This window comes from Ruegeria sp. BG10, assembly GCF_056538575.1.
Genome location: NZ_JBQFTI010000005.1, coordinates 113,398 through 139,198 on the forward strand (window position 1 = coordinate 113,398; position 25,801 = coordinate 139,198).

General features: G+C 59.8%; 33 protein-coding genes, 1 tRNA gene and 1 pseudogene. 25 read left to right on the plus strand and 10 right to left on the minus strand.

The window, feature by feature from the left end; translation table 11 throughout:
* Positions 1-12: 12 nt before the first annotated feature.
* The 6 genes from ACR0D8_RS17605 to ACR0D8_RS17630 form a co-directional block, all read right to left on the minus strand.
* The gene (locus ACR0D8_RS17605) at positions 13-1,098 is read right to left on the minus strand and encodes a DUF1513 domain-containing protein (RefSeq protein WP_480648451.1); all 1,086 of its coding nucleotides are present in this window, start codon (positions 1,096-1,098) and stop codon (positions 13-15) included.
* 3 nt (positions 1,099-1,101) lie between these two features.
* Positions 1,102-2,112 carry an imelysin family protein gene (locus ACR0D8_RS17610; protein ID WP_480648453.1) on the minus strand — a complete coding sequence of 337 codons (1,011 nt, stop codon included), beginning with the start codon at positions 2,110-2,112 and terminating at the stop codon, positions 1,102-1,104.
* A 3-nt stretch (positions 2,113-2,115) separates the two neighbouring features.
* A complete protein-coding gene (locus ACR0D8_RS17615) occupies positions 2,116-3,663 on the minus strand; it encodes a di-heme oxidoreductase family protein (protein WP_480648454.1) in 1,548 nt (515 codons plus the stop codon).
* The gene (bfr, locus tag ACR0D8_RS17620) at positions 3,623-4,108 is read right to left on the minus strand and encodes a bacterioferritin (protein WP_480648456.1); all 486 of its coding nucleotides are present in this window, start codon (positions 4,106-4,108) and stop codon (positions 3,623-3,625) included. The genes ACR0D8_RS17615 and bfr overlap by 41 nt, the downstream gene beginning before the upstream one ends.
* Entirely contained in the window at positions 4,056-4,349 is a 294-nt protein-coding gene (locus tag ACR0D8_RS17625; RefSeq protein ID WP_480648458.1) for a (2Fe-2S)-binding protein, read from the minus strand. Before ACR0D8_RS17625 ends, bfr begins: the two co-directional genes overlap by 53 nt.
* Before the next feature lie 157 nt (positions 4,350-4,506).
* On the minus strand, positions 4,507-5,778 hold the full coding sequence (locus ACR0D8_RS17630) for an imelysin family protein (protein ID WP_480648460.1): 1,272 nt from the start codon (positions 5,776-5,778) through the stop codon (positions 4,507-4,509).
* Between the two features lie 299 nt (positions 5,779-6,077).
* On the opposite strand from ACR0D8_RS17630, the gene ACR0D8_RS17635 reads away from it, so the two are divergent.
* Complete coding sequence (locus ACR0D8_RS17635; RefSeq protein ID WP_480648462.1) at positions 6,078-6,545, plus strand: ZrgA family zinc uptake protein; 468 nt, start codon at positions 6,078-6,080, stop codon at positions 6,543-6,545.
* 267 nt (positions 6,546-6,812) lie between these two features.
* On the opposite strand, the gene ACR0D8_RS17640 is transcribed toward ACR0D8_RS17635, so the two are convergent.
* Both ACR0D8_RS17640 and ACR0D8_RS17645 read right to left on the minus strand, forming a co-directional pair.
* Complete coding sequence (locus tag ACR0D8_RS17640) at positions 6,813-7,109, minus strand: RraA family protein (RefSeq protein WP_480648464.1); 297 nt, start codon at positions 7,107-7,109, stop codon at positions 6,813-6,815.
* Between the two features lie 124 nt (positions 7,110-7,233).
* A complete protein-coding gene (locus ACR0D8_RS17645; RefSeq protein WP_480648466.1) occupies positions 7,234-8,151 on the minus strand; it encodes a LysR family transcriptional regulator in 918 nt (305 codons plus the stop codon).
* 102 nt (positions 8,152-8,253) lie between these two features.
* Between ACR0D8_RS17645 and ACR0D8_RS17650 the strand changes: the two genes are divergently transcribed.
* From ACR0D8_RS17650 to ACR0D8_RS17695, 10 genes and pseudogenes are all read left to right on the plus strand, one after another.
* Positions 8,254-9,213, plus strand: a complete 960-nt coding sequence (locus ACR0D8_RS17650) for a tripartite tricarboxylate transporter substrate binding protein (protein ID WP_480648468.1) — start codon at positions 8,254-8,256, stop codon at positions 9,211-9,213.
* Positions 9,214-9,281: 68 nt separating this feature from the next.
* Entirely contained in the window at positions 9,282-9,749 is a 468-nt protein-coding gene (locus ACR0D8_RS17655; RefSeq protein WP_480648469.1) for a tripartite tricarboxylate transporter TctB family protein, read from the plus strand.
* Positions 9,750-9,754: 5 nt separating this feature from the next.
* Entirely contained in the window at positions 9,755-11,269 is a 1,515-nt protein-coding gene (locus ACR0D8_RS17660; protein ID WP_480648471.1) for a tripartite tricarboxylate transporter permease, read from the plus strand.
* The gene (locus ACR0D8_RS17665; RefSeq protein ID WP_480648473.1) at positions 11,262-12,365 is read left to right on the plus strand and encodes a lyase family protein; all 1,104 of its coding nucleotides are present in this window, start codon (positions 11,262-11,264) and stop codon (positions 12,363-12,365) included. Before ACR0D8_RS17660 ends, ACR0D8_RS17665 begins: the two co-directional genes overlap by 8 nt.
* A 133-nt stretch (positions 12,366-12,498) precedes the next feature.
* Positions 12,499-13,089, plus strand: a complete 591-nt coding sequence (locus ACR0D8_RS17670) for a TetR/AcrR family transcriptional regulator (protein ID WP_480648475.1) — start codon at positions 12,499-12,501, stop codon at positions 13,087-13,089.
* Positions 13,086-13,349, plus strand: a complete 264-nt coding sequence (locus ACR0D8_RS17675; protein ID WP_480648477.1) for a hypothetical protein — start codon at positions 13,086-13,088, stop codon at positions 13,347-13,349. The genes ACR0D8_RS17670 and ACR0D8_RS17675 overlap by 4 nt, the downstream gene beginning before the upstream one ends.
* A gap of 9 nt (positions 13,350-13,358) precedes the next feature.
* The gene (locus tag ACR0D8_RS17680) at positions 13,359-14,510 is read left to right on the plus strand and encodes an aromatic ring-hydroxylating oxygenase subunit alpha (RefSeq protein ID WP_480648479.1); all 1,152 of its coding nucleotides are present in this window, start codon (positions 13,359-13,361) and stop codon (positions 14,508-14,510) included.
* 18 nt (positions 14,511-14,528) lie between these two features.
* Positions 14,529-15,002, plus strand: a complete 474-nt coding sequence (locus ACR0D8_RS17685) for a hypothetical protein (RefSeq protein WP_480648481.1) — start codon at positions 14,529-14,531, stop codon at positions 15,000-15,002.
* A gap of 12 nt (positions 15,003-15,014) precedes the next feature.
* Positions 15,015-15,314: pseudogene (locus ACR0D8_RS17690) on the plus strand (FAD-binding oxidoreductase); the annotation flags it as partial.
* 33 nt (positions 15,315-15,347) lie between these two features.
* Positions 15,348-16,073, plus strand: a complete 726-nt coding sequence (locus ACR0D8_RS17695) for a flavin reductase family protein (RefSeq protein WP_480648725.1) — start codon at positions 15,348-15,350, stop codon at positions 16,071-16,073.
* Between the two features lie 375 nt (positions 16,074-16,448).
* Here the strand turns inward: ACR0D8_RS17695 and ACR0D8_RS17700 are convergent.
* Positions 16,449-16,523 (minus strand) — tRNA-Thr (locus ACR0D8_RS17700).
* Between the two features lie 83 nt (positions 16,524-16,606).
* Here ACR0D8_RS17700 and ACR0D8_RS17705 point away from each other — a divergent pair.
* The 9 genes from ACR0D8_RS17705 to ACR0D8_RS17745 all read left to right on the plus strand — a co-directional run bounded on the left by ACR0D8_RS17705 (position 16,607) and on the right by ACR0D8_RS17745 (position 22,397).
* Entirely contained in the window at positions 16,607-16,762 is a 156-nt protein-coding gene (locus ACR0D8_RS17705; RefSeq protein ID WP_475158003.1) for a hypothetical protein, read from the plus strand.
* Between the two features lie 6 nt (positions 16,763-16,768).
* Positions 16,769-18,037, plus strand: a complete 1,269-nt coding sequence (murA, locus tag ACR0D8_RS17710) for a UDP-N-acetylglucosamine 1-carboxyvinyltransferase (protein WP_480648483.1) — start codon at positions 16,769-16,771, stop codon at positions 18,035-18,037.
* A complete protein-coding gene (locus ACR0D8_RS17715; RefSeq protein WP_480648485.1) occupies positions 18,034-18,510 on the plus strand; it encodes a DUF2948 family protein in 477 nt (158 codons plus the stop codon). The genes murA and ACR0D8_RS17715 overlap by 4 nt, the downstream gene beginning before the upstream one ends.
* A 43-nt stretch (positions 18,511-18,553) precedes the next feature.
* Positions 18,554-19,060, plus strand: a complete 507-nt coding sequence (locus tag ACR0D8_RS17720; RefSeq protein ID WP_480648487.1) for a GNAT family N-acetyltransferase — start codon at positions 18,554-18,556, stop codon at positions 19,058-19,060.
* Positions 19,061-19,081: 21 nt separating this feature from the next.
* Positions 19,082-20,383, plus strand: a complete 1,302-nt coding sequence (gene hisD, locus ACR0D8_RS17725; RefSeq protein ID WP_480648489.1) for a histidinol dehydrogenase — start codon at positions 19,082-19,084, stop codon at positions 20,381-20,383.
* 85 nt (positions 20,384-20,468) lie between these two features.
* Positions 20,469-20,948, plus strand: coding sequence for a UPF0262 family protein (locus ACR0D8_RS17730; protein WP_475158013.1), 480 nt, complete (start codon positions 20,469-20,471; stop codon positions 20,946-20,948).
* A 3-nt stretch (positions 20,949-20,951) separates the two neighbouring features.
* A complete protein-coding gene (locus ACR0D8_RS17735) occupies positions 20,952-21,404 on the plus strand; it encodes an arsenate-mycothiol transferase ArsC (protein WP_475158015.1) in 453 nt (150 codons plus the stop codon).
* Positions 21,405-21,406: 2 nt separating this feature from the next.
* Positions 21,407-21,805, plus strand: coding sequence for a ketosteroid isomerase-related protein (locus ACR0D8_RS17740; RefSeq protein ID WP_480648491.1), 399 nt, complete (start codon positions 21,407-21,409; stop codon positions 21,803-21,805).
* Positions 21,798-22,397 (plus strand): GNAT family N-acetyltransferase, encoded by a 600-nt coding sequence (locus ACR0D8_RS17745; protein WP_480648493.1) that lies wholly within the window; start codon positions 21,798-21,800, stop codon positions 22,395-22,397. The genes ACR0D8_RS17740 and ACR0D8_RS17745 overlap by 8 nt, the downstream gene beginning before the upstream one ends.
* Positions 22,398-22,419: 22 nt before the next feature.
* Here the strand turns inward: ACR0D8_RS17745 and ACR0D8_RS17750 are convergent, their stop codons facing one another.
* Positions 22,420-22,635 carry a hypothetical protein gene (locus ACR0D8_RS17750; protein ID WP_480648494.1) on the minus strand — a complete coding sequence of 72 codons (216 nt, stop codon included), beginning with the start codon at positions 22,633-22,635 and terminating at the stop codon, positions 22,420-22,422.
* A gap of 149 nt (positions 22,636-22,784) precedes the next feature.
* Between ACR0D8_RS17750 and ACR0D8_RS17755 the strand changes: the two genes are divergently transcribed.
* The 5 genes from ACR0D8_RS17755 (at position 22,785) to ACR0D8_RS17775 (ending at position 25,758) form a co-directional block, all read left to right on the plus strand.
* On the plus strand, positions 22,785-23,660 hold the full coding sequence (locus ACR0D8_RS17755; protein ID WP_480648496.1) for a carbon-nitrogen hydrolase family protein: 876 nt from the start codon (positions 22,785-22,787) through the stop codon (positions 23,658-23,660).
* A gap of 91 nt (positions 23,661-23,751) precedes the next feature.
* On the plus strand, positions 23,752-23,970 hold the full coding sequence (gene infA, locus ACR0D8_RS17760; RefSeq protein WP_005978431.1) for a translation initiation factor IF-1: 219 nt from the start codon (positions 23,752-23,754) through the stop codon (positions 23,968-23,970).
* Positions 23,971-23,981: 11 nt separating this feature from the next.
* Positions 23,982-24,560, plus strand: a complete 579-nt coding sequence (locus tag ACR0D8_RS17765) for a Maf family protein (RefSeq protein WP_480648498.1) — start codon at positions 23,982-23,984, stop codon at positions 24,558-24,560.
* Positions 24,557-25,579, plus strand: a complete 1,023-nt coding sequence (locus ACR0D8_RS17770) for a ribonuclease E/G (RefSeq protein ID WP_480648500.1) — start codon at positions 24,557-24,559, stop codon at positions 25,577-25,579. Before ACR0D8_RS17765 ends, ACR0D8_RS17770 begins: the two co-directional genes overlap by 4 nt.
* Positions 25,576-25,758, plus strand: a complete 183-nt coding sequence (locus tag ACR0D8_RS17775; RefSeq protein ID WP_480648502.1) for a DNA gyrase inhibitor YacG — start codon at positions 25,576-25,578, stop codon at positions 25,756-25,758. The genes ACR0D8_RS17770 and ACR0D8_RS17775 overlap by 4 nt, the downstream gene beginning before the upstream one ends.
* Positions 25,759-25,801 lie beyond the last annotated feature (43 nt).

Consider the following 25,801-nt stretch of genomic DNA (forward strand, 5'->3'; position numbering starts at 1 on the left):
GTTTTGCCGAATTCACGCTGTTGGGCGAATTGGGATCAGGTGGTTGTCCCACAGGCAGTCCGGTCGGGCGAAAACGCGGACCCCGTCATCCGTCAATTGGCCGATGGTTCCGGTGCCGGTGGTGAAGACGAACCCGTTGCCGCCGGGGCCTAGACCGCAGACATCCTCCAGCGCGAAAACGCCCGCAATCTGGCCGTCCGCCACCCTGAACCTGTGCAGTGCGTTTCCGCGCGGACAAGTGATGGCAACAGTTTTTCCGTCCCCGGCAAAGGCGACGCTGCCGGCATAGCCCTGCGTCTGGCTTTGGGCGGTGTCCGGGGCCGTCAGCAGGCGCGGTGCCCCGCCCCGTTGGTGCAGGCCCAGCAAGGGCGGGTGCCGGGACTTGTCCCCCTGCCATTGCATGGCAAACGCCACCAGCCCGTCCGGCCGCACCGCCAGATGACGGATCGAGTTCTTGTGCAACTCCCGTGGCAGCTCAACCTGCTCCAGCAGCGCGCCGGACAAGTCAAGATAGCTGAGCCGCGGCTGCATCACCGGCAGGTTCAGCTTGGTGCGGCCGGTTTCGGGATGGGTTTCGATCCCGCCATTTGCAACAACAAGCGTCTTGCCGTCGGGTATCAGCCGCATGTCATGCGGGCCAACGCCGCCCGAGGGGAATTCGCCGATCCGGGTATAACTGGTGGTGTCCCAGATGCCGATCACGCCCTCGGCGGCCTCAAAATCGTTTTCGGTGGTGTAAAGCCGCGCGCCATCGGGCGAGAATACGCCATGACCGTAAAAGTGTCGCCCGACCGGGGTGTTCAGCCGGGTCAGTTCGGTGCCCGAGGCACAGTCGATGACAACGGCAAAGGTGCCGGGGCGGCGGGCAAAGGCAACGGCCTGCGGGCGATGAGGATGCGCCGCCGCCGCATGGCCGCGGGCGGGCAGGGGTAATGTGAATATTATATCGCCCTCTGCGCCCAGCCCGGCCAGTCGGTAGCTGCCGTCCGGAAACAAAGCCGCAGCCAGATAATCCGGCGCGCCGACCGATGCCCAGCCGCGCATCGGTGCAAGGCTAGCGGCGGCCAGACCGGCCAGAAAGTGGCGGCGGCTGGGCATCGCTTAATCTCCATCCAATGAGTTGAACCCGGCGCTTATACCGAGCGTCGGGCCAAGCTCGGCCGAAACAATCGCGCGGATATCGTTGATCGACTGCTGCAACGCCTCGATCCGGAACCGCGTCCGGGCTGAGGCCACACCGGCCAGCGCCGGGTCGTCCAGTGACTGCGCCCGGTCAATCGCCGCTGCAAACGCCCGGTCCAGATCCGCCGCGATCGCCATGTGATCAACCGACAGATGTGCCGCCAGATCCCGCAATGCGATCAGGGAAAGCTCTACGTGGCGCAGGGACCGATCCGACCGCCGCGCCTCGGCCCGGTTGGGACGCGGGCGGTCGAAAGCGCCAAGGGGGCGGCCCAGCCTCGTGTCGGCGGTAAATTCCAGACCGGTGGTCAGGGCCCTGAACAACTCCTGCATGGCCTCGTCGTCTGAACGGTAGGGGCTGCTTGCGTCCTGCTGGGTCAGGGCCAGGGCATAGCTCTTCCAATCGGTGCTGATGTCACGGGCATTGCGGTCGATTTCGGTGGAAATCGCCTGAACCAGCGCGCAGCGATAGGCGGCGCTACCCTGTTCCGCAAATTGCGGGTCATATAGCATCTGCTCCAGGGCAAAGAACCCGCGCCCCGCCACCGATGTTTCCGCAAATGCAGCGGGGTTTTGAACGGCTGCGTCCCCGGCGGCGATGAGACCGGACAGCGCCTTGGGTGTAAAGCCTTTGGCGTCCGGCCAGAAGGCCAGCGCAAAAGCGCGGTCTTCAACCTCGGATGGGCCAAAGCGCAGGTGGCTGACTGAAATCCAGTCGTCGAAAGCCGCGTGGTAGGCTGCGCGCAACTGCGGCGAGTTCGGTGTGCAATCCGCCTGCGCCGCCTGTGCCAATGCCCCGGTCTTGTCTGACAGGGCGGCAAATCCGGGCAGGATATGCTGGTCGACCGTGCTGGTCAGGATCGGCGCGCGATCCTGCGCGAGCGCCGAAAAAGGCAGCGTCAGGGCGAGGACATAGGCAAGGGTACGCATTGGTCAAAGGCTTTCCAGAAAACGGATCAGGGCGTCGCGGTCGGGTTTGGGCATGGAAACGACCCTGTCGCGGGCCGCCTGCGCCTCGCCCCCGTGCCAGAGGACGGCCTCCAGCAGCGACCGTGCGCGGCCGTCATGCAGAAACTGCGTGTGGCCCGAGACCTGTTCGGTCAGGCCGATCCCCCACAGAGGCGGCGTACGCCATTCACGGCCAGTTGCGCGAGCTTCTGGGCGATTGTCGGCCAAGCCTTCGCCCATGTCGTGTAACAACAGATCGGTGTAGGGCCAGATCAGCTGAAAACTGTGTTCCGGCTGGTCATCCATGCGGTGAGTGACAAATGCGGGAGTATGGCAGGCCGCACAGCCGGTATCGTGAAACACTTTCTTGCCGCGCAGAACCTGCGGATCGTCCACATCGCGCCGGGCCGGTACGCCCAGATTTCGGCTGTAGAAGGCAACCAGATCCATGCCGACCTGATCAATCTCGAACCCGCGCACGTCACCATCCCCATGCGGCGCGTTTGTGCATCCAGCCTGTGCCTGGGTGCAGTCACCGTGGCCCGCTGGATAAAGAGGGCTGGAGATACCGATATCGCCCGCAAAGGCGGCCGCCGATTGCTCCATGATCGTGGGCATCCCGGCCTTGTGGCCGAACCGGCCCATCATGGGAGCGCCAAATTCGATGGACCAGACGATATTTGGCCGTCCTGAAATTCCGTCGCCGTCGGTATCGTCCGGGTCCGCGTTCGCAAGCAGATCTTCTACCGGGATCGACTCGAGCAAACCCAGACCGATCATCTGCGGCGCCACCCGCGGGCTGAACATCGCGTCGGGATGCAGCGGTCCGTATCCCAGATCGGCCGCCTTGTAGTGGGGTTGGCGCAGGGAGACGGTATCCCCGCCCGACAACATGACCGGAAACTCGTCATAGGTGATGTCCAGCCGGTACTCTGCCGGATGTCCCGGCAGCGCCAGATCCTGCATCTGGTTGCCATAGTTCGGCTCGGGCAGGGTGGCGATATAGTCCTGAATCTCGGCAAACCCGTCTTCGGGCCCGCCGGGGATCGAAACACGCAGGAACATGGAAATCGCATTGTCATCCGGGCCGTTCGGCGTATGCCCGCGCCCGTCCTTGATGTGGCAGCGCTGGCAGGATCGCGCGTTGTAAAGGGGTCCCAGCCCGTCAGAGGCCAGGGTTGAAGAGGGCGACGACACCCAGATTTTTCTGAACAAGCCGTTGCCGACCCGGAAGTCCAGTTCCTTCTCAAAGCTCAGGTTGCCCGATGGTTGCGAAAACGCATCCGCATCGGTGCGCGCCCGGACGGTCGCGACCCCGGCAGGCAAGCCTTCGAACGGCTGTGGCGCACTGAAATCCTCCGGGGCTGCAGTGGCCTTGGTGATCCGGGCGCGTTCGTCTTCGGTTCTGGGAAGGTGGTTCAGATGATAGTCCCGCAATTCGGCGGACAGGGACTGGGTGGCCGCCAAGGCGGCCACCGTCAGGATGACTGGCCTACTCGCCTTCGTCCATTTTCGATGCGTTGAGTTGCGCATAATTGGCTTCGCCAATCCTTTCGTACAGGTCAAGCTGCGTTTCGAGGAAGTCGATATGACCCTCTTCATCCGACAGCAGTTGTTCGAACAGACCCATCGACACGTAGTCGCCGGCCTCGCGGCAATACTCGCGCGCCTCGTTGTACAGCGCCCGGGCATCGATCTCGGCCGCCAGATCGCATTCCAGCGTTTCCTTGGGCGTCTGGCCGATCCTCAGGGGGTCCAGCTTTTGCAGATTGGGATGACCTTCCAGAAAGATGATCCGTTCGATCAGCTTGTCCGCGTGGCCCATCTCTTCGATGCTTTCCTCGCGGCTTTTCTTGGCCATATGGCCAAGGCCCCAATCCTCCTGCAGGCGATAATGCAACCAGTACTGGCTGACGGCCGTCAGCTCATGCCGCAGGGATTTGTTGAGATATTCTATGACTTTGGGATCGCCCTTCATCTTCACTCTCCTGTGATGCTCCGGTGCGCAGTGCACGAAGCTGCATGGGGACTTCCAGCTTATCGCTGGAACGCATCGAGTCTAGGAAAAGTGGCATGCACCCGCCACAATCCGCTGACTTACCAAGGGCGTGGTAGATCTTGCCGGGCGTGATGACCGCGTTAGGGTCCGATGTTCGCATCCAGTCAATCGCGGCGCGAATGTCGTGGTCCGAGATTTGGGTACAGTGGCAGACGATCATGGTCTCAGGGCTTTGAAGTCGATATCTTACAAGAATAGTAAGTTATTATTTCCGCGTCCAGATGCAAAACGTGCGCTTGCCGTAACAAAGGCGCGAATGGGCGGAAAGTGACGCACCGGAACCGGGCCGGGTCGTAACTGACCCGGCCCAGAATATGTCACTGAAACACCGCGCTGGGGTTGTCCAGGCTGTCCGATCCTTCGAACTGGATCTGGTCCAGCTCCAGCGTGCTGACGATCCGTTCGATAGTCTTGGTCTGATCCACCAGACCGTTCACACCGCCCATGATCAGCACCTCGCCCCCCTTGTTGCCGCGCTCCAGCATCTGGTCATAGGCGAACCCGGCCTCAGCGGTCGATTTCAACCGACTAAAAGCCTGCATGGTGTTGGCCAGCTTGACCTTCATCTCGGCGTCGAGTGACGGGTCGGTGGCAATCACCAGATCAGACATGGACGCGCCGCTGACCGGGGTGCCGTCGATGCGGGTGTAGCGGCCCAGATAAACGTTCTGAATACCCAACCCATCATAGTAGTGGCTGTTGTGGGTATTGTCCGAGAAGCAATCATGCTCTTCCTCGGGGTCGTTCAGCATCAGGCCCAGACGCATCCGCTCACCCGCTTGTTCGCCATAAGACAGCGAGCCCATGCCGGTAAGAATCGCGCTGACGCCTGCGGTCTCGTTCGCGGCCAGGGCAGCCCGCGCGTCGCCACCATCCCGCCATTGGGCGGCCATCCATTCCAGATCGCTGACAAGAAGCTCGGTCGCGGCGCTCAGGTATTGGGCGCGGCGGTCACAATTGCCGCCGGTGCAAGCGTCACCCTGGGCATAATCGGTCCACGGACGGTTGCCGGCGCCGGCGCCATGACCGTTCAGGTCCTGACCCCACAGCAGGAATTCGATGGCGTGATAACCGGTGGCGACGTTGGCCTCGATCCCGTCGGCCTCATGCAGGGTTTCGCCCAGCAGTTCAGGGGTGATCTGGCTCGCGTCGATAGTTTCGCCAGACAGCTCGAAGCTGGGGTTGGCGATAACGTTCAGGGCGGCGAATTCATTCTCGTCGGTGGGGCCGCCGTATGCGGCGTCTACATAGTCAATCAGCCCCTCGTCCAGTGGCCAGGCGTTTACCTTGCCTTCCCAGTCGTCGACGATGGCGTTGCCGAAACGGTAAACCTCGGTCTGCTGATAGGGCACGCGCGCCGCGATCCAGGCAGCGCGGGCCAGGTTCAGCGTAGCGTCCGATGGATCGGCGATCAGGGCGTTGACCGCCTCCTGCAACCGTTTTGCCGCGATGAGGCTGTCATCATACTTGGCCTCAGCGATATCCGCATAGGTGTTCAGAACATCCGCCTTGGACGGGGCATCGGCGGCAACTGATGCCGATGCGAGGCTGAGCGTCATGGCGGTTGAGGCCACAAAATATCGGATCATGGGTTAAGCTTTCCTGTCAGAAACATATTTCAGGCGCCGCCTGCGCGGCACGACACGGGGTAATAACTGAGTGAAATAGTCACCTATGTCAACCTGAGTTTTATTGTCAGGTAATGGCGCCTGTACTGCACATTGATTGGGCAAGGACGGGTGCGCCAACGCCCTGAGTTTGCGTGGTTTCTGAAACTGACTAGTATGAATCCCGTGATTCCCAGTTAGGTGGTGACCGGTTTATGAAAAGCGTTTTTCTTTCACTGATCCTGTTTCCTTCCGCTGTCTTGTCGCAAACTTCAGGAGAAGTGGCGCATGAACACGGCACCGGGCATCTCGATATCACCTTTTCCGAAGCCGGGTTTTCGCTGTCCCTGGTGGTTCCCGCGGCCGATATCGTCGGCTTCGAAGGTCCGGCGGAAACCGATGATGATCGCGCGCTGGTCGCGGTTGCGATCTCGGAACTTTCCAAGCCGCTTGAGTTGTTTGTCCTGCCGGAAGAGGCGGGGTGCTTTTCAGCATCCGCGAATGTGACACTGTCCGGCGAGGCGCTGGGCCAGGGCAGCGGAGACGGGCAGTCGGCGGATCAGACGGAACACACAGAGTTTCGCGCCGATTATCAGATACAATGTCAGGAATTCGGCCTGGTCGAAGGTATCGAGCTCTTGTACTTCGACAACTTCCCAAACGCGCAGCGGCTGATCGTCCGGACGGCCCAATCCGGAGAAGTACGCACGACCGAAATCGCGCGAGACCAACCCAGGCTGGCGTTTTAGCGGCGCGCAATTACTCGTCTCGAATAAACCCAGTCAAGGGAAGTTCGGGGCGCTGCCGACGGTCTTATTTTCGTTGTTTCCGGTTTTGATGGGATTGATTTTTGTGTGACTGCTCCAGAGCTTTCGCCTTGATAGGGAGACATTCAGTCAAGCCCTGGCCTTTTCGAACGCCCCCCAGGCTGTTTGGAACGCGTCGAAATTAAAAATTGGTCTGCCTGCGGCATCGAGGACAATACGTTCGGTCGTCAACAGTTTTTGAATTGATGCTTACAATTGGTCTGTAGTGTTTTCGGACACCACCTTCGCGCCATGGCGATCAGCGTGAATCAGGTCGCCCGGATTGACCGTCATGCCGAAGATCGACACCGGGATATCGATCTCGTGAACGTGGACGAAACCGTGGCTTGGTCCGACAGAGCCAGCGACGACAGGGAACCCCTTGGGCAGATTGCCCAGGTCACGCATCACGCCGTTGGTCAGGGCGCTGGACATGCCGAACCCTTTGCGGATGGACGTATTGATCTCGCCCCAAATAAGCGCCGATGCAATCCGGGTAGTCCTCATCCTCGATCACAGCGTCGGACGGACCAGGTGCGCCGGCCTTGTATCTCTAATAGGCCATACGCCGGGTCTTTGTGAGTTCGTGTTGTTCGGTCGGAGGATCGATCGCAGGAACGCTTAGGCGTGCTTAATTTGCTAGTTCAAGCGTCGTACTTTTTCGCGCTAACCCTTCAACTACGTCGAACAATGCTGTTTCGAACTTAACAAGTGCATCCGATCGTTTGTTGGACACGGGGTAGAGCAGACCAAAGGTCATCCAACGTGCGGGTGTAACAGGTACAAGCGCGACACTCTCCGGTTTGGACTGTGCGGCGACCAATTCATCTGCAATTGTTAGCCCCGCACCTTGGGCAACCAATGAACAGGCAATCTGGGAAGCCGCAACTTCGCAAGTTTGCACCGGTGTAACACCAGCCGAGTGGAAGATGTCATCAAGTTGGTCGCGCAACAGCAAGCCGTGCATCAGACGTATTATGGTCTCATCTGCAAGATCACCCGCCGTCAGTTCTGCTCGGGCAGAAAGTCTATGAGCCAAAGGTAGAACGACCTGAGCCCTCACTCTCAACAAAGGCTTCGTGATGATACCCGGATGATCGACCGGCAGCGCGCCAATCCCGATGTCGTATTCCCGTCCGGCCAGCCATTTTCCTGCTTCTCTTCGGGCCCGCACATCCAGGCTGATATTGGTGTCGGGATTGTTTTTCATGAACCGCGCGACAGCTGGGGCCGACAGGGATTGCGCGATCCTTGGCATGGTCACAATGCGCAATGTTTCAGTGCGCCCCGCCTTAATGTCTGCGGCAATGCGCGGAACCTCGTCAAGGTTATCGAGGATCCGTCCGGCCTCTTTGTAAAAGGCCAGCCCCTCTGCGGTCGGGGTCAGGTTTCGGCCGCTGCGATCGAAAAGCGTCAGTTTGAGCTCGGCTTCCAGTCCCGAAATCAGACGGCTGATCGCAGGCTGGCTAAGGTGAAGGGTCTCCGATGCGGCGACAAGCGAGCCTTCGGACAACGTTGCCCGAAACGCGCGCAGGGCTTTGATATTCATTTTCGATGCTTTCGAAATTTGCAAGAGTAGATAACATCTTTGCATTTTTTACAATAAAAGCCTTGCCGTAAGTTTGTCCCAAGTGAAATTGGGAGGAAACACATGATACGCAGAACTTTTCTTGGTGCTGCAATCGCGGCTATTGCCGCCACCGCATCCGTCACCGCGGGCTATGCCGCGGATTGGCCGAAGCGACCGATCAACCTCGTTGTTCCCTACAAGGCTGGCGGAGGCACCGATGCCTACGCCCGCGCCATTTCGGCCGCTGCCGATGGTGTTTTGGATGTGCCTGTGGTCGTTGTGAACAAGCCCGGGTCGGGTGGGTTGAACGGTGCCAATGCCGTTGTCGGTGCCCGTCCTGATGGCTACACGATGATGATGACTTCCGGCGGGTCGTTCCTGTTGTCTACCATGACCCGCGACACGAAGATCGACGCTTTGGAAAGCTTTGATTTCGTGGCTCAGGTGGGTCAGTTGCAAACCTCGCTGATGGTGCCGGTCAACAGCCCGTTCGAAACCGTTCAGGACGTGATAGATGCGGCCAAGGCAAACCCGGGTGAATTGCGCTGGGCGCATTCGGGGCGCGGCGGGTTCCATCACGTCGGCGGCCTGGGCTTTTTGGCCGGCAACGACATCAAGGCACAAGATGTGCCGTTCAAAGGGGGCGGTCCGACCCGTGCCGCTCTGATCGGTGAGCAGGCGGATTTCGGGTTTCTCGGCGTTCAGCAGCTTGCAGGTTTCGAAGAACAATTGCGCGCACTGGCCGTCAACAGCCAGAACCGTGACAGCATCATGAAGGATGTCCCGTCGTTTGGTGAGTTGGGCATTCCGTTCGCCGCTGTCTCCTCACCGGTGATCGTGTTTGCGCCAAAAGGCACACCAGAAAATGTTGTCGCGGCGATGCAAACCGCACTTGAGCAGATCGCTGCCAAGCCCGAGTTCGCCGAACTGCTCGCCTCGCGCGGAACAGGTCCGGTCTACCAGAGCGGTAAAGACGCCAAAGCGACACTGTCCGCCATGAAAGAGGATGCCACTCCCTTGGTTCAAAGTCTGACCAACTAAAGTTCTCAGGACCGGATGGCAGTAGCCCCTCCGGCCCTTCTTTACCATTGGAATTCGGGAGGAAAATCATGCGTGCTTATGCCGAGGGTTTGGTGCTTGCCTTAATCTCGATCTTTGCCATTTGGGGCGCCTGGCAAGTGCCGGCTGCATCCCCGGGAGATACCTGGGCCGGGATAGTACCATTCTCAGCATCGGTTGCCTTGCTGTTCCTGTCGGGTCTGATGCTTTGGGGCGCCGCGCGCCAGACAGCGGGACACCCGAGCCGGGAACAAGACGGCGGTGCAACACTTCAGATCATCGGTCTGTTCATCATCGCCGTGATCTATCAACAATCCTTCCGCTGGTTCGGTTACCTGCTGCCCACGGCAATTGTTGCACCGATCGTCCTCTACTTCTTCGGCGTACGCAGTTGGGTCGGGCTGGGCTTGTCTGTGGTTCTCTGCCCGCTGGCTTTCCATCTCATCTTTTTTGTCCTGCTTGGTGTGTTCCCGCCCTATGGCGAGGTTTTCGACCTGCTCAGCTGGATTCAGGGGTAAACATCATGGAAATTTTTCCCGCACTGCTTTCGGTAATCACCGACCCCACACTGCTTTTTGCCATCGTCCTTGCCGCAGTTGTGGGCATGGTCGTGGGCGCCACACCTGGGCTGACGGCCTCGGCGGCAATTGCGATGCTGCTTCCAATCACCTTCTACATGTCTCCGATTTTTGCCCTCGCCTTTCTCTACGTGATCGGCAAATCAGGCCGGTATGGCGGCTCGATTGCAGCCATCCTGTTCAACACGCCCGGGACGGCGGCCAGTGCTGCGACACAGATTGACGGCTACCCGCTTGCGCGGGCGGGAAAGGCGGGCAAGGCAATGAAAGTCGCCACGATCTCGTCGATTATCGGTGACCTGATGGGGGACATCCTGCTTGTCATCGGTGTCGGCTTCATCGCAGCCATCGCCCTGAAACTGGGTCCGCCCGAAACCTTTGCAATCTACTTTGCCGCCTTCGTCGTCATCGGGTCTGTCATTGGCAATTCCATCGTCAAGGGTCTGGCATCGGCGTTGATGGGCATCCTGATTGCCATGGTCGGGCTTGATCCGATCTCAAGCGAAGAGCGCTATACGTTTGGGTCGTTCGAGCTGTCTAACGGCATTGGCCTTGTGCCGCTGATGATCGGTGTATTCGTTCTGGGCGAAGTCTTTGCCCAGTTGGAAACGCGCCGCAAAGCCTTGGGCGAGACCGAAGAGAATGAAAGCACCAAAGACGGCAACACGCTGACCTGGGAAGAATACAAACCCTGCCTGCCGCATGCTTTTCGTGGTGGCTTTATCGGAGCAGGAATCGGTGTTCTGCCCGGCCTGGGATCTGCCATCGCGGCGTTCATCTCATATGGTGAGGGTAAACGCCGCGCCAAGAACCCCCAGATGTGGGGCAAAGGTGCGCTGGAAGGCGTGGCAGCCCCCGAAGCGGCCAATAACGCCGTATCCGGACCATCAATGGCACCGCTGCTGACACTGGGCATTCCGGGTTCGACCATCGGGGCAATCCTGCTGGGTGTTTTCCTGATCCATGGCATTCAGGTTGGCCCGACCCTGTTTCTGACGGACAAGGAGCTGGTCTACAAACTGTTCGCCTGCGGCATGCTGGGTATTCTGGCCTATGGTCTGATCGGCTATTTCGGTGCCACGCAGGTGGCTCGCCTGATCCTGAAAATCCCCACCAACGTTCTGTATCCGCTCATCTTTATGACGGCGTTTGTTGCGGCCTATTCCGCCCGTGGGTCTATGTTCGACGTGACGGTCATGACGATTGCGGGCTTTGCCGGCTGGCTGATGCGGAAATTCGACTTCAACGTCGCGGCCTTTGTGATCTCGTTCGTGCTGGCCAAGGGCGCCGAAGAGACCTTTCGCCAGTCGCTGCTGATGTCCGAGGGCGGCGCGATGATCTTTGTCGAGCGCCCAATCGCGCTGGCTTTCCTGATCGTTGGTTTGGCCGCCATGGCGTTCCGTGTCCGTGGAATCCTCAAAGAGCGCAAGATCGCACAGGGAGAGCTGGAAGATGCTTGACTATGGGATCTATCGGGACTGTTTTTCCAGCCCCGACATGCGCGCCATTTGGTCGGAACATGCCACGATTTCAGCCTGGCTAAAGATCGAACAGGTACTCGCCGAACATCAGGCAAGCGTCGGTCTGATTTCGAATGAGGCCGCTGCGGCGATCCAAAAGGTTTCAATCGGCGATCTGAATCGGGCCGAGTTGCAGGCCGAGATGATACTAGTCGGCCGCCCGATCGTAGGGCTGGTCCAGCAGTTGCGCAGGTTGCTGCCGGATTACGCGACCCAAGTGCATTTCCGCGCGACAACGCAGGACGTCATGGACACTGCCATGGTCCTGCAGATGAAATTTGGGCTTGAGCACGTCCAGGCCAGTCTTTCGACGGTTGAGGCTTTGATCGACGACCACATCACTGCCTGTCAGGACACGATGATCATGGGGCGCACCAACGGTCAGCACGCTGTTCCAATCTATTTGGCGACGAAGTTCAAGGTCTGGCGATCCGAGCTGGCACGCCGGTCTCAAGCGTTGGAAGCAGCGGCGGAACGTGGCCTGAATGTTCAGATCGGTGGTCCTATGGGTGATTTGCGCGGGTATGAAAACGGCACTGGCCAGCAAGTCAAACAGGGGGTCGCGGCCGCACTGGGGTTGAACGTGTTCGAGCCACATTGGCAAAACGCGCGTGACGGGGTGGCCGACATCGTCACCGCTCTGGGCGCTTTGTGCGGGACGCTTTGCAAAATCGCCCACAACGTCAATCAGCTCTCGTCATCTGACATCGGTGAATTCACCGAGGTTCATGAGCCGGGCAAAGGTGCATCCTCTGCAATGACACACAAACGAAACCAACGGGCCTCGGAATTCGGCGAAGCGGTGGCCCGTCTGGGACGCCAACGCGCTGAACAGATTGGGGAACTGACCCTGCACGAACATGAGCGGTCCGGCGGCGTCTGGATTGGTGAATGGATCGTCGTGCCTGAGACATTTCTTCTGACCTCGGGCGCGTTGCGGTGGTCAGAACAAATGCTGAAGTCACTGGTCGTGAACCCGGTTGCGATGCGGAGGCTGGTGGCAGACGGCGCTCACTTGAAAATCCCCCACGCGTAATTTGGTCTTTGCTTTGCAAGACTCCGCTGATCGCGGGCGGTCTGGTATTAGGGGCAGCCCGAAAGTAAATTGTCACTATTGACAAATTATAATCGGTCGTTATTTGTCAATGGTGACAATTTAAGGGGCGCAGATGCCAAGACCCTCACTGAAAGACCAAAGATCCCACGAAATTCTTGAAGCCTACCTGACCTGCGTGGCGCGGTTCGGGCTTGAGGGCGCAACCCAGGCGCGGATAGCCGATGAGGCGGGCGTCAAGCGTCCCCTTTTGCGCCATTATCTGGGCAATAGGGACGAGATGATCACGGCGCTGGCCGAATATGTCGTTGCGGGGTTTGCAGAATCGTTGGACGGGCTACGTCAGGCTTTGCCGGACGGCGCAACGCCGTCCGATCTTGTGGACGAGTTGTTTGCCGAAGCAAGCGGGACTGATCCGCGGTTGATGCTGGCGTACCAGGCGCTCGTGACAGCCGTTCCGGATCGACCGGATCTGCGGCAAGACCTGATGGACAGCCTCACGGAATTCTTTGACGTGGTCGAGGAAATCCTGAGGCGAGCCGCTCCTGACGCGGCGGATACCAGCATTCGCGCAGTGACGCAGGGAATATCGGCAATCTTTGTCAGCATGGACGCCCTGTCTCCGCTGGAGCCACCCGCAATTTGGCGCGCAGAATTGAAACTGGCGGCCACTTTGCTCGCCTCCACCCTGGAGACAACACCATGAGCCACGCCAGAACAGCGAACTACATCGCTCTGCCTGTCCTGCTGGCCGCCACAGCGCTGGGTCTTTACTGGGTCTGGGGGCTACTTTTTGTCTGGTGGATCATTCCAACAGTCATGAACGGGCAGGCTTTTCTGGTCTTTGAGATCAACCGCACAGAGGACCCGGTTTTGTATTGGGCCATCGTTGGTCTCTGGGCGGCGCTGGGTCTGATGATGATCATGGCCAGCCTGTTTCCCCAATACGCCCATCTTCTGGTTTGAGGTGCCTTTATGACCAACATGTATCACCATCTGCCGGTTGACGCTTATACAGCGCAAGACTGGTTCGATCAGGAACAACGCCGGATCTTCTCGCGCACCTGGCGTTTCGCCGGTTTGGCCGAAGATATCGAAGGGCCGGGACATTACCTGTCGGTTCAGGCGGGCCTGAATAACCTTTTCATTGTCATGGGGCGCGACCACCGTCTGCGCGCCTTTCACAATATCTGCCGCCACCGGGGTACGCAGTTGATCCGGGCGGTCGGCAAGACGCAAAAGGCGCTCACCTGCCCTTATCACGACTGGACGTACGACCTGGAAGGCAACCTGATCTCGGTTCCCGATGAAGCGACCGAGTTCCCCGACGGTGTCGACAAATCCTGTCTTGGTCTAAAGCGCGCGAGCGTGGATGTCTGGCGCGGCATGTTGTTCGTGCACCCCGACCCGGACGCGCCGACTTTGGCGGAATGGTTCGGGGAGGTTGACCGGTATCTCGGGCCTCACAAGCCAGAGGAACTGGTCGAATATACCGAAGGCCGGAACAGCTATGAGATCAGGGCCAACTGGAAGATCGTCGTCGAGAATTATATCGACGTCTACCACCTGAGCCACCTGCATTCGAATACCCTGCACATGTATGACCATGCCAAGGCCGAGTACGGGTGGAAGGGGCCACACTATCACTTTTGGGAACCCCCGTCGGCGGCTTATGCGAAGGACCACGAAGCCAACCTGCCGATGCCGCGTACGATCCCTGAACCGCATGTAGGCGCTTGGGTTCCGATGCTGTTTCCCGGCATTGGCATCGGGGCCAGCGAGGAAAGCTGGAATCTGTTCATTGTCACTCCGCTGGCCCCTGATCTGACGCGGGTCGAAAACCGCACGAAGCTGGCCAACGTGTCGGACTGGGCGTTTCAGAAACAACAATGGAAAAGCCGGGGCTTCTGGAAGGACTTCGGCGGTGCAAAATACCAAGGGGATGATGCTGCCGGTGCCGACGACCCGATGGCCTCTGGCGATTTCACGGCCGAGGATATCTACGCCTGCGAGCAGCAGCAGAAGTCTCTGAAAAGCCCGTATCTTGAAATTGGCCCGGCCGGGAATGGCGAAAGCCCGATTACGCAGCACCAGAAGACGGTGCTGGATTTCATGCAGGATGACTGAACAATGCGGAGACAGATCATGAAACCAGTACAAGCCAGCCTGATCGGTGTTGCGCTCGCGTCGGGTCTGGTGCTGACGGCGCAGGCAGACGCGCCCGAGGACATTGCCGTTCGCGTCCTTCAGGCTCGGGACGACCAAAGCCTACTGGCCACATGGGACAACTGGCACCCCGAAGCCACGCATCAGGTCATCCTAAAATACGGCATGGGCCAAGAGGATGACGTCTTCTCATACCGGGTCGCCGACGCATCTGATGCCGAAGACCCCGAACTCACGCAGGCGTTGGAGGGCTACACTGAAACCGCACGATCCGCGCCTCGGATTACCGCGCGCATCGAGGACGGAGTGCAGCACGTCACAGCCGTTACCCGTGTCGATTATGACTGGCAGGGATATGTCGGCAAAATGCGTCAGACCGATAATTTTGTCTTTGAACCTTACCTTGGCCGCGCGGTGATCCGTTCTTTGACCACGACTTACGATTACCGGTGACGGGAAACCCAAATGCAACGTGACTTTCATTCGCTGACTGTATCCGACATTCGCAGGGAAATCGGCGGCGCGGCCACCAGTGTTTTTTTTGACGTCCCTCCGGCACTGACAAAACCGTTTCAATGGACGGCCGGACAACATCTAACCGTCAGATTTTGGATTGACGGGCAGGAACAAAGGCGAAGCTACACCATTTCGAACCCTCCCGGATCAGCGTTGCGCATCACGGTGAAACGCGTGAAAGGCGGGATCGTCTCGAACCACATAGGTGACAAGCTATCACCGGGAGATGCTGTTGAAGTCCTGCCCCCGTTCGGACAGTTTGTGCTACGCCCGGGGCCCCTGATGCGCCGCACCCATTATTTCTTTGGCGCAGGCAGTGGCATCACGCCGTTGTTTGCGATGATCAACTCGGTTCTGGCAAACGAGCCTCACTCCACGGCGCATCTGGTGTTTGGCAATACAAATGCGGACAGCATCATTTTCCGGGACGATTTGGAGAAGATACAGACGCAAAACCCACAGAGGTTCACTTTACGGCATGTTCTGTCCCACCCCGCCTTGCTCAGTTGGTTCAGCCCCTGGCGCACGGGGCGGCTTGATGCAGATGCCATTAAGGCCGCAATTGCCGAAACGCCGCCGGTTGCCCAGGACGCCCAATACTGGATCTGCGGCCCTGGCAGCATGAACTCAGATATCCGCGCTGCGCTGCAAAATCTGGACGTTCCTAATGACCGTATTCACACAGAGAGTTTCGGCGGAGATACCGAAAGCGACCTGAGCGTGGAGGGCGTCGCGGCGACGGCCCAAATAAGGCTGAACGGCGCATGGCACGAAGTTCAGGTTGACGCCGACCAAACTATTCTCGAAGCTGCCCAATCTGCCGGACTATCCCCACCATTCAGTTGCCAGTCTGGCGTCTGTGGGGCCTGCATGGCCCGCCTGACCGACGGGGCCGTCCACATGCGGAATCGGACGGCTCTTGAAGACGATGATATTTCCAGGGGGTTCATTCTGTGCTGCCAAAGTGTCGCCACGCAAAAGAAAATTGCATTGAAGTTTCAGGACTAAATTTGACGTGTGGTTAACCCACTGGTCGAGTCTTCGATGCATGCCGAACGCACACTAAGTTGCCGTCCTTCTCAACCCTGACATCCGGCAGTCAACGATGAGGGAGTTGAATTGCAATCACGAAATTCGGTGAGTTTCGGTCCGAGTTGTCGCGAAATGTACCCGCGCAATCGTCAACCTATAGCTTGTTCGTTCTTCGGGTAGCGTCAAAAGTTATGTCCGCTGGGGCTGCAATCCAAAGTTAAAAGGTCCTGTTATCTCGCAAGCAGGTTCGGCATCATATTCACTCGCGTCAATGTACCACCTGCATCTGCCAGACACCACGGTGCTGCACCCAAAGATAAAAGGGAAACCATATAAACAAGGCTGATTGGATGGTGCTGCTGGAGAGAATTGAACTCTCGACCTCTCCCTTACCAAGGGAGTGCTCTACCTCTGAGCTACAGCAGCGCTGTGGGCGGGTGATTAGACTCAAACGAAACGGGGCGCAAGGGTGTCTGGACGGTTTTTTTCGCCTCCTGTAGAGAAAGACAATGGCAGACAAAGATACACCCAAAAAACACGGCAAATCCGGGGATGCGCGCGAAGAGCGGCTGAAGGCGGCGCTGAAGGCCAATATGGCGCGGCGCAAGGCGCAGGCGAAGGCACGCGCGGCATCCGGGGACAAGGCCGGCAAGGACGAGGGATAAGAGCAGATGGATTCGATTCTGGTGACAGGCAACGGGCCGCTGAACGGTCAGATACCGATTGCGGGGGCCAAGAATGCGTGCCTGACGCTGATGCCCGCGACCTTGCTGAGCGAAGAACCGCTGACGCTGACCAATGCGCCGCGGTTGAGCGACATCAAGACCATGACAGCCCTGCTGCAATCTCTGGGGGCCGAGGTTTCGGCTTTGCAGGACGGACAGGTGATCGCGATGTCCAGCCATGATCTGACCAGCCAGACCGCCGACTATGATATCGTGCGCAAGATGCGCGCGTCGAATCTGGTGCTGGGTCCGCTCTTGGCGCGGTTCGGGCAGGCGGTTGTGTCGCTGCCCGGCGGCTGCGCGATCGGGGCGCGGCCGATGGACCTGCACGTCGAAGGCCTTGAGGCGCTGGGCGCTGAGATTGAGCTGAAGGACGGGTACCTGCACGCCAAGGCGCCGGGCAGGCTGAAGGGTGCCGTGCATGAAATGCGGTTCGCCTCGGTCGGGGCGACGGAAAACATTGTCATGGCCGCGACTCTGGCCCAGGGCACTACGGTTCTGAAAAACGCCGCGCGCGAGCCCGAGATTGTCGATCTGGTCGAATGCCTGCGCAAGATGGGCGCGCAGATTTCGGGCGAGGGCACCTCGACCATCGAAATTCAGGGCGTCGACCGGTTGCATGGCGCGACGCATCAGGTCGTGACAGACCGGATCGAACTGGGCACCTATATGCTGGCCCCAGCGATTTGCGGGGGCGAAGTTGAACTGCTGGGCGGCCGCATGTCTCTGGTCGAATCCTTTGCCGAGAAGCTGAACGCCGCTGGCATTGACGTGTTCCAGACTGAAAACGGCCTGAAAGTCACCCGCAGAAACGGCCGCGTCGGCGCAGTGGATGTGGTGACCGAACCCTTCCCCGGCTTCCCCACCGATCTGCAGGCGCAGATGATGGCGCTGATGTGTACGGCCGAAGGCACCTCGGTTCTTGAGGAACGCATTTTCGAGAACCGCTTTATGCACGCGCCGGAACTGGTTCGGATGGGGGCGGAAATCGAAGTGCATGGCGGAACCGCCACCGTGACCGGGGTGGAGCGCCTGAAGGGTGCGCCGGTTATGGCGACCGATCTGCGGGCTTCGGTCTCGCTGATCCTGGCTGGACTGGCGGCAGAAGGGGAAACAATGGTCAGCCGGGTCTATCATCTGGACCGCGGTTATGAACATGTGGTGCGCAAGCTGGAAGGCGTGGGCGCAAAGATTGAACGGATCAAAGGCCAATGACAGACGCAAGTTTCAAGGACGGGCGCGAGGCCCCGCTCAATCTGGGGGCCGAGGACGGGGATGACCTGCAGGTGATCTCCAGCCTGACCCAGGACGCGGTGTTTCCGGTGACGGAAATGACATGGCGCCCGTCCGAGCGCCGCTTTGGGCTGTTGCTGAATCGCTTCCGGTGGGAAGACAAAGACGCCGCCGCCCGCCGGGACCGCCCGTTCGAGCGTGTGCAATCGGTTTTGGTGTTCGATTCTGTTCTTTCAGTGTCCAGCCAGGGCATCGACCGCAGCGACAAGGATATGGTGATGTCGCTGCTGTCCGTCGATTTCGAGGCGGGCGAGGACGGGGCCGGTCAGATCATGCTGACCTTGGCCGGCGACGGCGCCATCCGCCTGTTGGTCGAGGCGTTGGAGGTCACCCTCAAGGACGTGACCCGGCCCTATCAGGCCCCATCAGGCCAGGCGCCGCATCATCCGGAATAAGCGTGGCATAGCGCAGGCTTTTCCCGGTCCTTCGACGGGTCTGGTGTTGCGCCGCGCGACCGTGTTCGACGTGTTCCACATCAGCCGGGTGCTGACCCGATCAATCACGCACCTGTGTGTTGCCGATCATCGCAATGATCCCAGCCTGCTGACGCTGTGGACCGCCAACAAGGACCCGCAGACGATACGGCGCTGGATACAGTCCGGTGCCGCGCTTTGGCTGGCCGAGGCAAACGGGCAGGTGGCGGGCGTTGGCTGTCTGGACAATCGGTCAGAAATTTCGCTGCTCTACGTCGATCCCGCCCACGCGCGGCGCGGCGTGGGCTTATCCCTGTTGATCCGGCTGGAAGACGAACTGGCCCGGCTGGGGTGCACGCAGGCGCATCTGGTTGCCACCGCTACTGCCAGAGAGTTCTACCGCAGGTATGGCTGGCAGGACGACGGCATCCCGGATGACTGGCACGGCATCGGGCAATTCCCGATGCGCAAATCGCTGCACCCGCCGGACGAAGGGTTGAGGCCGGCGGGCCCCGGCGATATGTCCCTGTGAAACGCCCCGGAGTGCCAGACAATGCCCGTGTTTCTTGATACCACCTCGTCCGATTTCGAGACCGCCTTTCAGGCATTGCTGTCGGCCAAGCGTGAAGACAGCCCCGACGTGGACGCCGTTGTGGCCGACATCATCCAGGACGTGCGTTCCCGCGGCGACGCAGCGGTGATCGAACTGACCGCGAAATTTGACCGGCTGGACCTGACACCCGAAACTCTGGCCTTTTCGGCCGCTGAAATCGACGCGGCAGTTGCACAGGTTTCGGATACGGACCGTGCTGCGCTGGAACTGGCCGCGGCCCGCATCCGTGCTTATCACGAAAAACAGATGCCGGCCGATCAGGAATGGACGGACGAGGCCGGCGCTACTCTGGGCTGGCGCTGGTCGGCCGTGTCGGCGGCGGGGCTGTATGTGCCGGGCGGGTTGGCCTCTTACCCCTCTTCCGTGCTGATGAACGCGATTCCGGCCAAGGTGGCGGGGGTCGAACGGCTGGCCATTGCCGTGCCCACGCCTGACGGGCAGGCGAACCCGTTGGTTCTGTTGGCGGCCCGGCTGTCGGGGGTGGACACGATCTATCGCATCGGCGGGGCGCAGGCGATTGCGGCGTTGGCCTATGGCACCGCTTCCATTGCGCCGGTGGACAAGATCACCGGTCCGGGCAATGCCTTTGTTGCCGCTGCTAAACGCCGGGTCTTTGGCAAGGTTGGCATCGACATGATCGCGGGCCCGTCCGAGATTCTGGTCATCGCCGACAAGGACAATGACCCCGACTGGATCGCGCTGGACTTGCTCAGCCAGGCCGAGCATGACGAAAGCGCGCAATCAATCCTGATCACCGATGATGCCGCGTTCGGCCAGGCCGTTGCCGCGGCGGTCGAGACGCGGCTGGAAACGCTGCAACGGCGTGTCATTGCGGGCGCAAGCTGGCGCGACTTTGGCGCGGTGATCACCGTGCGCAATCTGGATGAGGCGGCGGCCTTGTCGAACCGCATCGCGCCCGAACATCTGGAGCTTTGCGTGGCCGATCCGCGGGCGCTGAGCCGGAAAACCGTCCATGCCGGGGCCATATTCCTGGGTCAGTACACGCCCGAGGCCATTGGCGATTACGTCGGCGGCCCGAACCACGTTCTGCCGACCGCGCGCTCGGCCCGGTTCTCGTCGGGGCTTAGCGTTATGGATTTCCTCAAGCGCACCACGCTCAGCCATATGACGCCCGAAGCACTGCGCGCCATAGGTCCCGCCGCCGAGCAGTTGGCCCGGTCCGAAAGCCTTGAGGCACACGGGTTGTCGGTGACTGCGCGGCTGAAACGCCTGAACGGATGATTTGGCGCAACGTCCCTCGCGCCGGGCGTTGCCGATCCATTTCGCTTGTTATAGGTCTGTGCTGACCTGAACGGACCAGACACCAATGACCCGCATTTCGCATATCGAACTGGACGACCGAAACCTGCCGCCGCCGACCCCCGAGATCGAGCAGGAGCGCAAGGTTGCGATCTATGATCTGCTAGAGGATAACCGCTTTGCGCTGCCCAAGCGCGACGACCGGGTGGTGCCGGATGGCCCCTATCACGTCCAACTGTCGATCCGCGATAAACGGCTGGTCTTCGACATCGCCACCGAGGCCGAGGAAAAAGCGGCCGAATTTCACCTTTCTCTGGGTCCTTTCCGGCAGGTGGTCAAAGACTATTTTCAGATCTGCGAAAGCTATTTCGACGCGGTGAAATCCCTGCCGCCCAGCCAGATCGAAACCATCGACATGGCCCGGCGCGGCATCCACAACGAAGGCAGCCGGGTATTACAGGAGCGGCTGGAAGGGAAGGCCGACATCGACACCGATACCGCACGCCGCCTGTTCACGCTGATCTGCGTGCTGCATTTCGGGGGGTGACGGGTGAAGCCTCTGCCGCAGTCGGTCCTGTTTTGTTGCGACCACAACTCGGTTCGGTCCCCGATGGCCGAAGGCATCATGAAGAAATTCTACGGCACCGGCACTTATGTCCAATCCGCCGGCGTGCATAACGACCTTGAAATTGACGGCTTTTGCATAGCGGCCTGTCATGAGATCGGTGTCGAACTTTCGCGCCACCGGTCACGCTCGTTCGACGAGATGCAGGAATGGGGCGACGACCTCAGCTCGTTCGACCTGATCGTGGCCCTGTCGCCGGCCAGTCAGCGCCGCGCGCTGGAACTGACCCGGATTTTTCATCTCGATGTCGATTATTGGCCAATAATGGACCCTACCGGACTGGGCGAAAGCCGCGAAGAAAAGCTACATCACTACCGACAGACCCGCGATCAGATCATCCAGCATCTGACAGAGCGCTGGGGCGAACCAACGGAGTGATCATGAACCAGACCGTCAAAACCTATTTCGATGCATTCAATGCCGGGGATGTGGACGGCATGCTGGCCTGCCTGTCCGATGACGTGGCCCATCACGTGAACGAGGGGCAGATTCGCGTCGGCAAGGACAAATTTGCGGCCTTCTGTGCCCACATGAACCGCTGCTATCGCGAGAATCTGACCGACATCGTGGTGTTCGAGGCTGAGGGCGGCACACGCGCGGCGGCCGAGTTTATCGTGAACGGCACCTATCTGGAAACGGATGAGGGCCTGCCGGATGCGCGCGGCCAGACCTATCGCCTGCCTGCGGGGTCGTTCTTTGACCTGAAAGACGGCAAGATCACCCGCGTCACCACGTTCTACAACCTCGCCGACTGGACCAAACAGGTGGCAGGTGGCTGAGGTCACCGACATCAGCGCCCTGACCGGCGCGGCGCTGGAGACCGCGCTGGACGATGTCGCGCGCCTGCGGATCGAGGTGTTTCGGGCCTGGCCCTATCTCTATGACGGCGATCTGGCCTACGAGCGGAAGTACCTGCAATCCTACCGAGACAGCGACAAGGCGATTGTCGTGGGCGCATTCGACGGCGACGACCTGGTTGGCGCTTCGACCGGGGCGCCTCTGACAGACCATGCCGAGGATTTTGCCGCCGCCTTCGACGGCACCGGTCTGGATCTGTCGGACATCTTCTATTGCGCCGAATCCGTTTTGCTGTCGGACTATCGCGGGCAGGGCGTCGGCCACAAATTCTTTGACCTGCGCGAAGCTCATGCTCTTACCTTGGGCTTCACCAAATGCGCTTTCTGCGGCGTTCAGCGCCCGGCGGATCACCCGATGCGGCCCCGCAACTACCGGCCTCTGGACGCCTTCTGGCGCGCGCGCGGATATGAGCCACTGCCCGGCGTCATCGCCCAATTCTCGTGGAAGGACATCGGGGACGAGGCCGAGACGCTGAAGCCTTTGCAGTTTTGGATCAGGGATTTGTCAGCGTAATTGCGACGGTGGTTTCTGCGTATCAAGCCTGACGTTTGCGACTGAGAAGGCCGTATTTCACAGCCCACGCCCTGAACGATCGGCGCCTCCGCTTTTCCTGCTTCAGTGCCGTTTTCGTTTGCGCACCACTTTTTCGGTTGAATTCGAACACGTCGATGATGCGCTCGGCACAGCCGCAGGCTTCGCCCATGCCTACTTTGGCGAAATAGAACTTTTCGAAGCTTTCCCGGTTCTGCATGGTGGTCCTCCAGTTCCTATTGAACCAAATCAGGCGTTGGATGCCAATTCACATTCCCGTCTTCGCGTCATGATGTGAAAAGGGCGGCTGTACACTTCAAGACATCCTCAATTAGTGTCTGGCCAAACCAGTGTTGAAGGATCCGCCCGATGAGAGTCGCAACTGCCGCATATGATCTCAACTGGCTCGACAGCTGGGCGCAGTATGAGGACAAGCTGGACCATTGGGTTTCGGATGCCGCGGGGCAGGGGGCCGAGCTGCTGGTTTTTCCTGAATACGGTGCGATGGAGTTGTCGACGCTGGATGGGGCGGAGGTGGCCGGAGATCTGGAGCGTTCGATCCGAGCGGTTTCGGATCGGATGGAGGATGTGCAGACCCTGCATCAGCGCCTCGCACGGGAATACAAGACCTACATTCTGGGTGCATCGGCCCCGGTTGCGGAAGGGTCGGGGCGTCCGGTAAACCGGGCTGCATTTTATGCCCCGGACGGTGGACAGGATCATCAGGACAAACAGATTATGACCCGGTTCGAGCGTGAAGACTGGGACATTGCCCCCGGCGGCCCGCTTAAGCTTTTTGATACGGCCCTGGGGAAGATCGGTGTTCTGATCTGCTATGACAGCGAGTTTCCCCTGCTGGGGCGGGCCTTGCAGGAGGCCGATCTGATCCTCGTCCCTTCCTGCACCGAAGCACTCTCGGGCTATTGGCGGGTCCGCATCGGGGCGATGTCGCGTGCGCTGGAAAATCAGTGCGTTACGGTAATGGCGTCACTGGTCGGCAGCAACGACTGGTCCGAGGCGGTGGATATGAACACCGGGACCGGCGGCGTCTTTGGCCCGCCCGACAAGGGGTTTCCGTCGACCGGAGTTCTGGCAGAAGGCGCTCTGAACCAGCCCGGATGGACGTATGCAGATGTCGACCTGTCGGCCATCGCCGGGGTCCGCGCCGATGGTCATGTGCTGAACCGAACCCATTGGGAGGAGCAAACTCCCAGAGCCAATTCAGTCACAATATCCTCTCTTTAGGTGATTCTGGCCTTGAAATAAGGCGAAAATAGGCTCATTTAAGCCCACATCCCCGCAGATTCTGCGGGTGCAACGTAATGATGGAGACAACATGGCCAAGGAAGATACGCTCGAATTTCCCGGTGTCGTGAAGGAACTCCTGCCTAATGCGACGTTTCGGGTCGAGCTGGAAAACGGCCATGAGATCATCGCACATACGGCAGGCAAGATGCGCAAGAACCGCATCCGTGTTCTGGCCGGCGACAAGGTTCAGGTCGAGATGACCCCCTATGATCTGACCAAGGGTCGGATCAACTACCGCTTCAAGTAACGCCTGCCGCAATGGCGTTTATCTTAGGATCGGGCAGCCCAAGGCGGCTGGACCTGCTGGCTCAGCTTGGCGTGCAGCCCGATGCCATCCGTGCCCCCGATATCGACGAAACGCCCCTGAAAGGCGAATTGCCGGTTCCCTATTGCCACCGCATCACGCGTTCAAAAGTAAAGGCGGTTCAGGCAGATGACGATGACGTCACCCTGTGTGCCGATACCACGGTCGCGTTGGGTCGGCGCATTCTGGGCAAGCCGGCGGATGTGGGTCAGGCGGCCGAATTCCTGCATGCCCTGTCCGGCCGGCGGCACCGCGTGATCACTTCGGTGGCCGTGCGGCGCGGGGACCGGGTGTTGCAGCGCGATGTGGTGTCTCAGGTCAAGGTCAAACGGTTGTCGGACGTTGAGATCAACGCCTATCTTGCGACCGGTGACTGGCAGGGCAAAGCCGGCGCCTACGCAATTCAGGGACCGGCCGGGGCATTCATCCCGTGGATTTCCGGGTCTTTTACCGGAATTGTCGGCCTTCCTTTGTCCGAAACCGCCGCCCTGTTGCAGGGCATCGGTTTCCCCCTGTATCGTGAGGCACCATGAAGGGTCGCACCATCGTTCTGGATCACATCGACAACCGCGAAGCAGCGGCGCTGATGGTCGATGGCAGGCTGGACGATTTCCTGATCGCCGGAGACGCCCCGGCCCCCGGCACAATCTATCGCGCCCGCGCCGAACGTCCGGTCAAAGGGCAGGGCGGTATGTTCCTGACCACACCCGATGGCCCGGCATTTCTGAGGCAGGTTAAGGGACTGGCACCCGGAGCGCCAATGCTGGTGCAGGTGACGGGTTATGCCGAACCGGGCAAGGCGCTGCCTGTGACCGACCGCATCCTGTTCAAGAGCCGTTATGCCATCGTCACGCCGGGCGCGCCCGGTCTGAATGTCTCGCGCAGTATCCGGGACGAAGATGAACGCGACCGGCTGCTGGAGATTGCCCATGACTGCATGGACGGTAGTGAATATGGGCTGATCCTCCGGTCCTGCTGTCAGGGTGAAGATTCCGCTGAAATTGCAGAAGATATCAGTGCGATGCTGGCTCATGCAGAACAGGTGCTGAACGACCCGGGGACCGAGCCGGAACTGCTGCTTGAAGGCGACGCCCCGCATGTTCTGGCCTGGCGCGACTGGACGGATCCCGCCGAAGTCGTCACGCAGGCTGGCGGTTTTGAAACGCATGGCGTGCTGGACGCGCTTGACGTCGCACGAGGGATTTCTGAACCCTTGCCCGGAGGTGGCCACCTGTTCATTCAGCCTACCCGTGCTCTGGTGGCTGTGGACGTAAACACCGGTGCGGATACCTCGCTGGCGGCCGGAACAAAATCAAACTTCGCCTGCGCCAAAGCGCTGGCCCGCGCCCTGCGCGTTCGCGGTCTCGGCGGCCAGATCACGCTGGATCTTGCGCCCATGCCGAAGAAAGACCGCCGCGGGTTCGAGTCGGCCTTGCGCGCTGCATTTAAGGCGGATTCTGTCGAGACAACTCTGGCCGGCTGGACGCCGCTGGGTCACTACGAACTGCAACGTAAACGGGGCCGGATTCCCCTGGCGGAGGTGCTGAAATGAGCTGTCCGATCTGCGGTGAAGAGACGGTGACCAAGTTTCGCCCCTTCTGTTCCAGGCGCTGCGCTGACATCGATCTGGCCAAATGGCTGAACGGGTCTTACGCGGTCCCGTCGCAGCGCGCAGAGGACCTCGAAACGGATGTTTCCGAAGCCGAGGGAAGTCCGCAACGGCCGCACTGAAAAAATGTCAAAAAGCCTCTGGACACTGCCTGTGGCAAGTCAT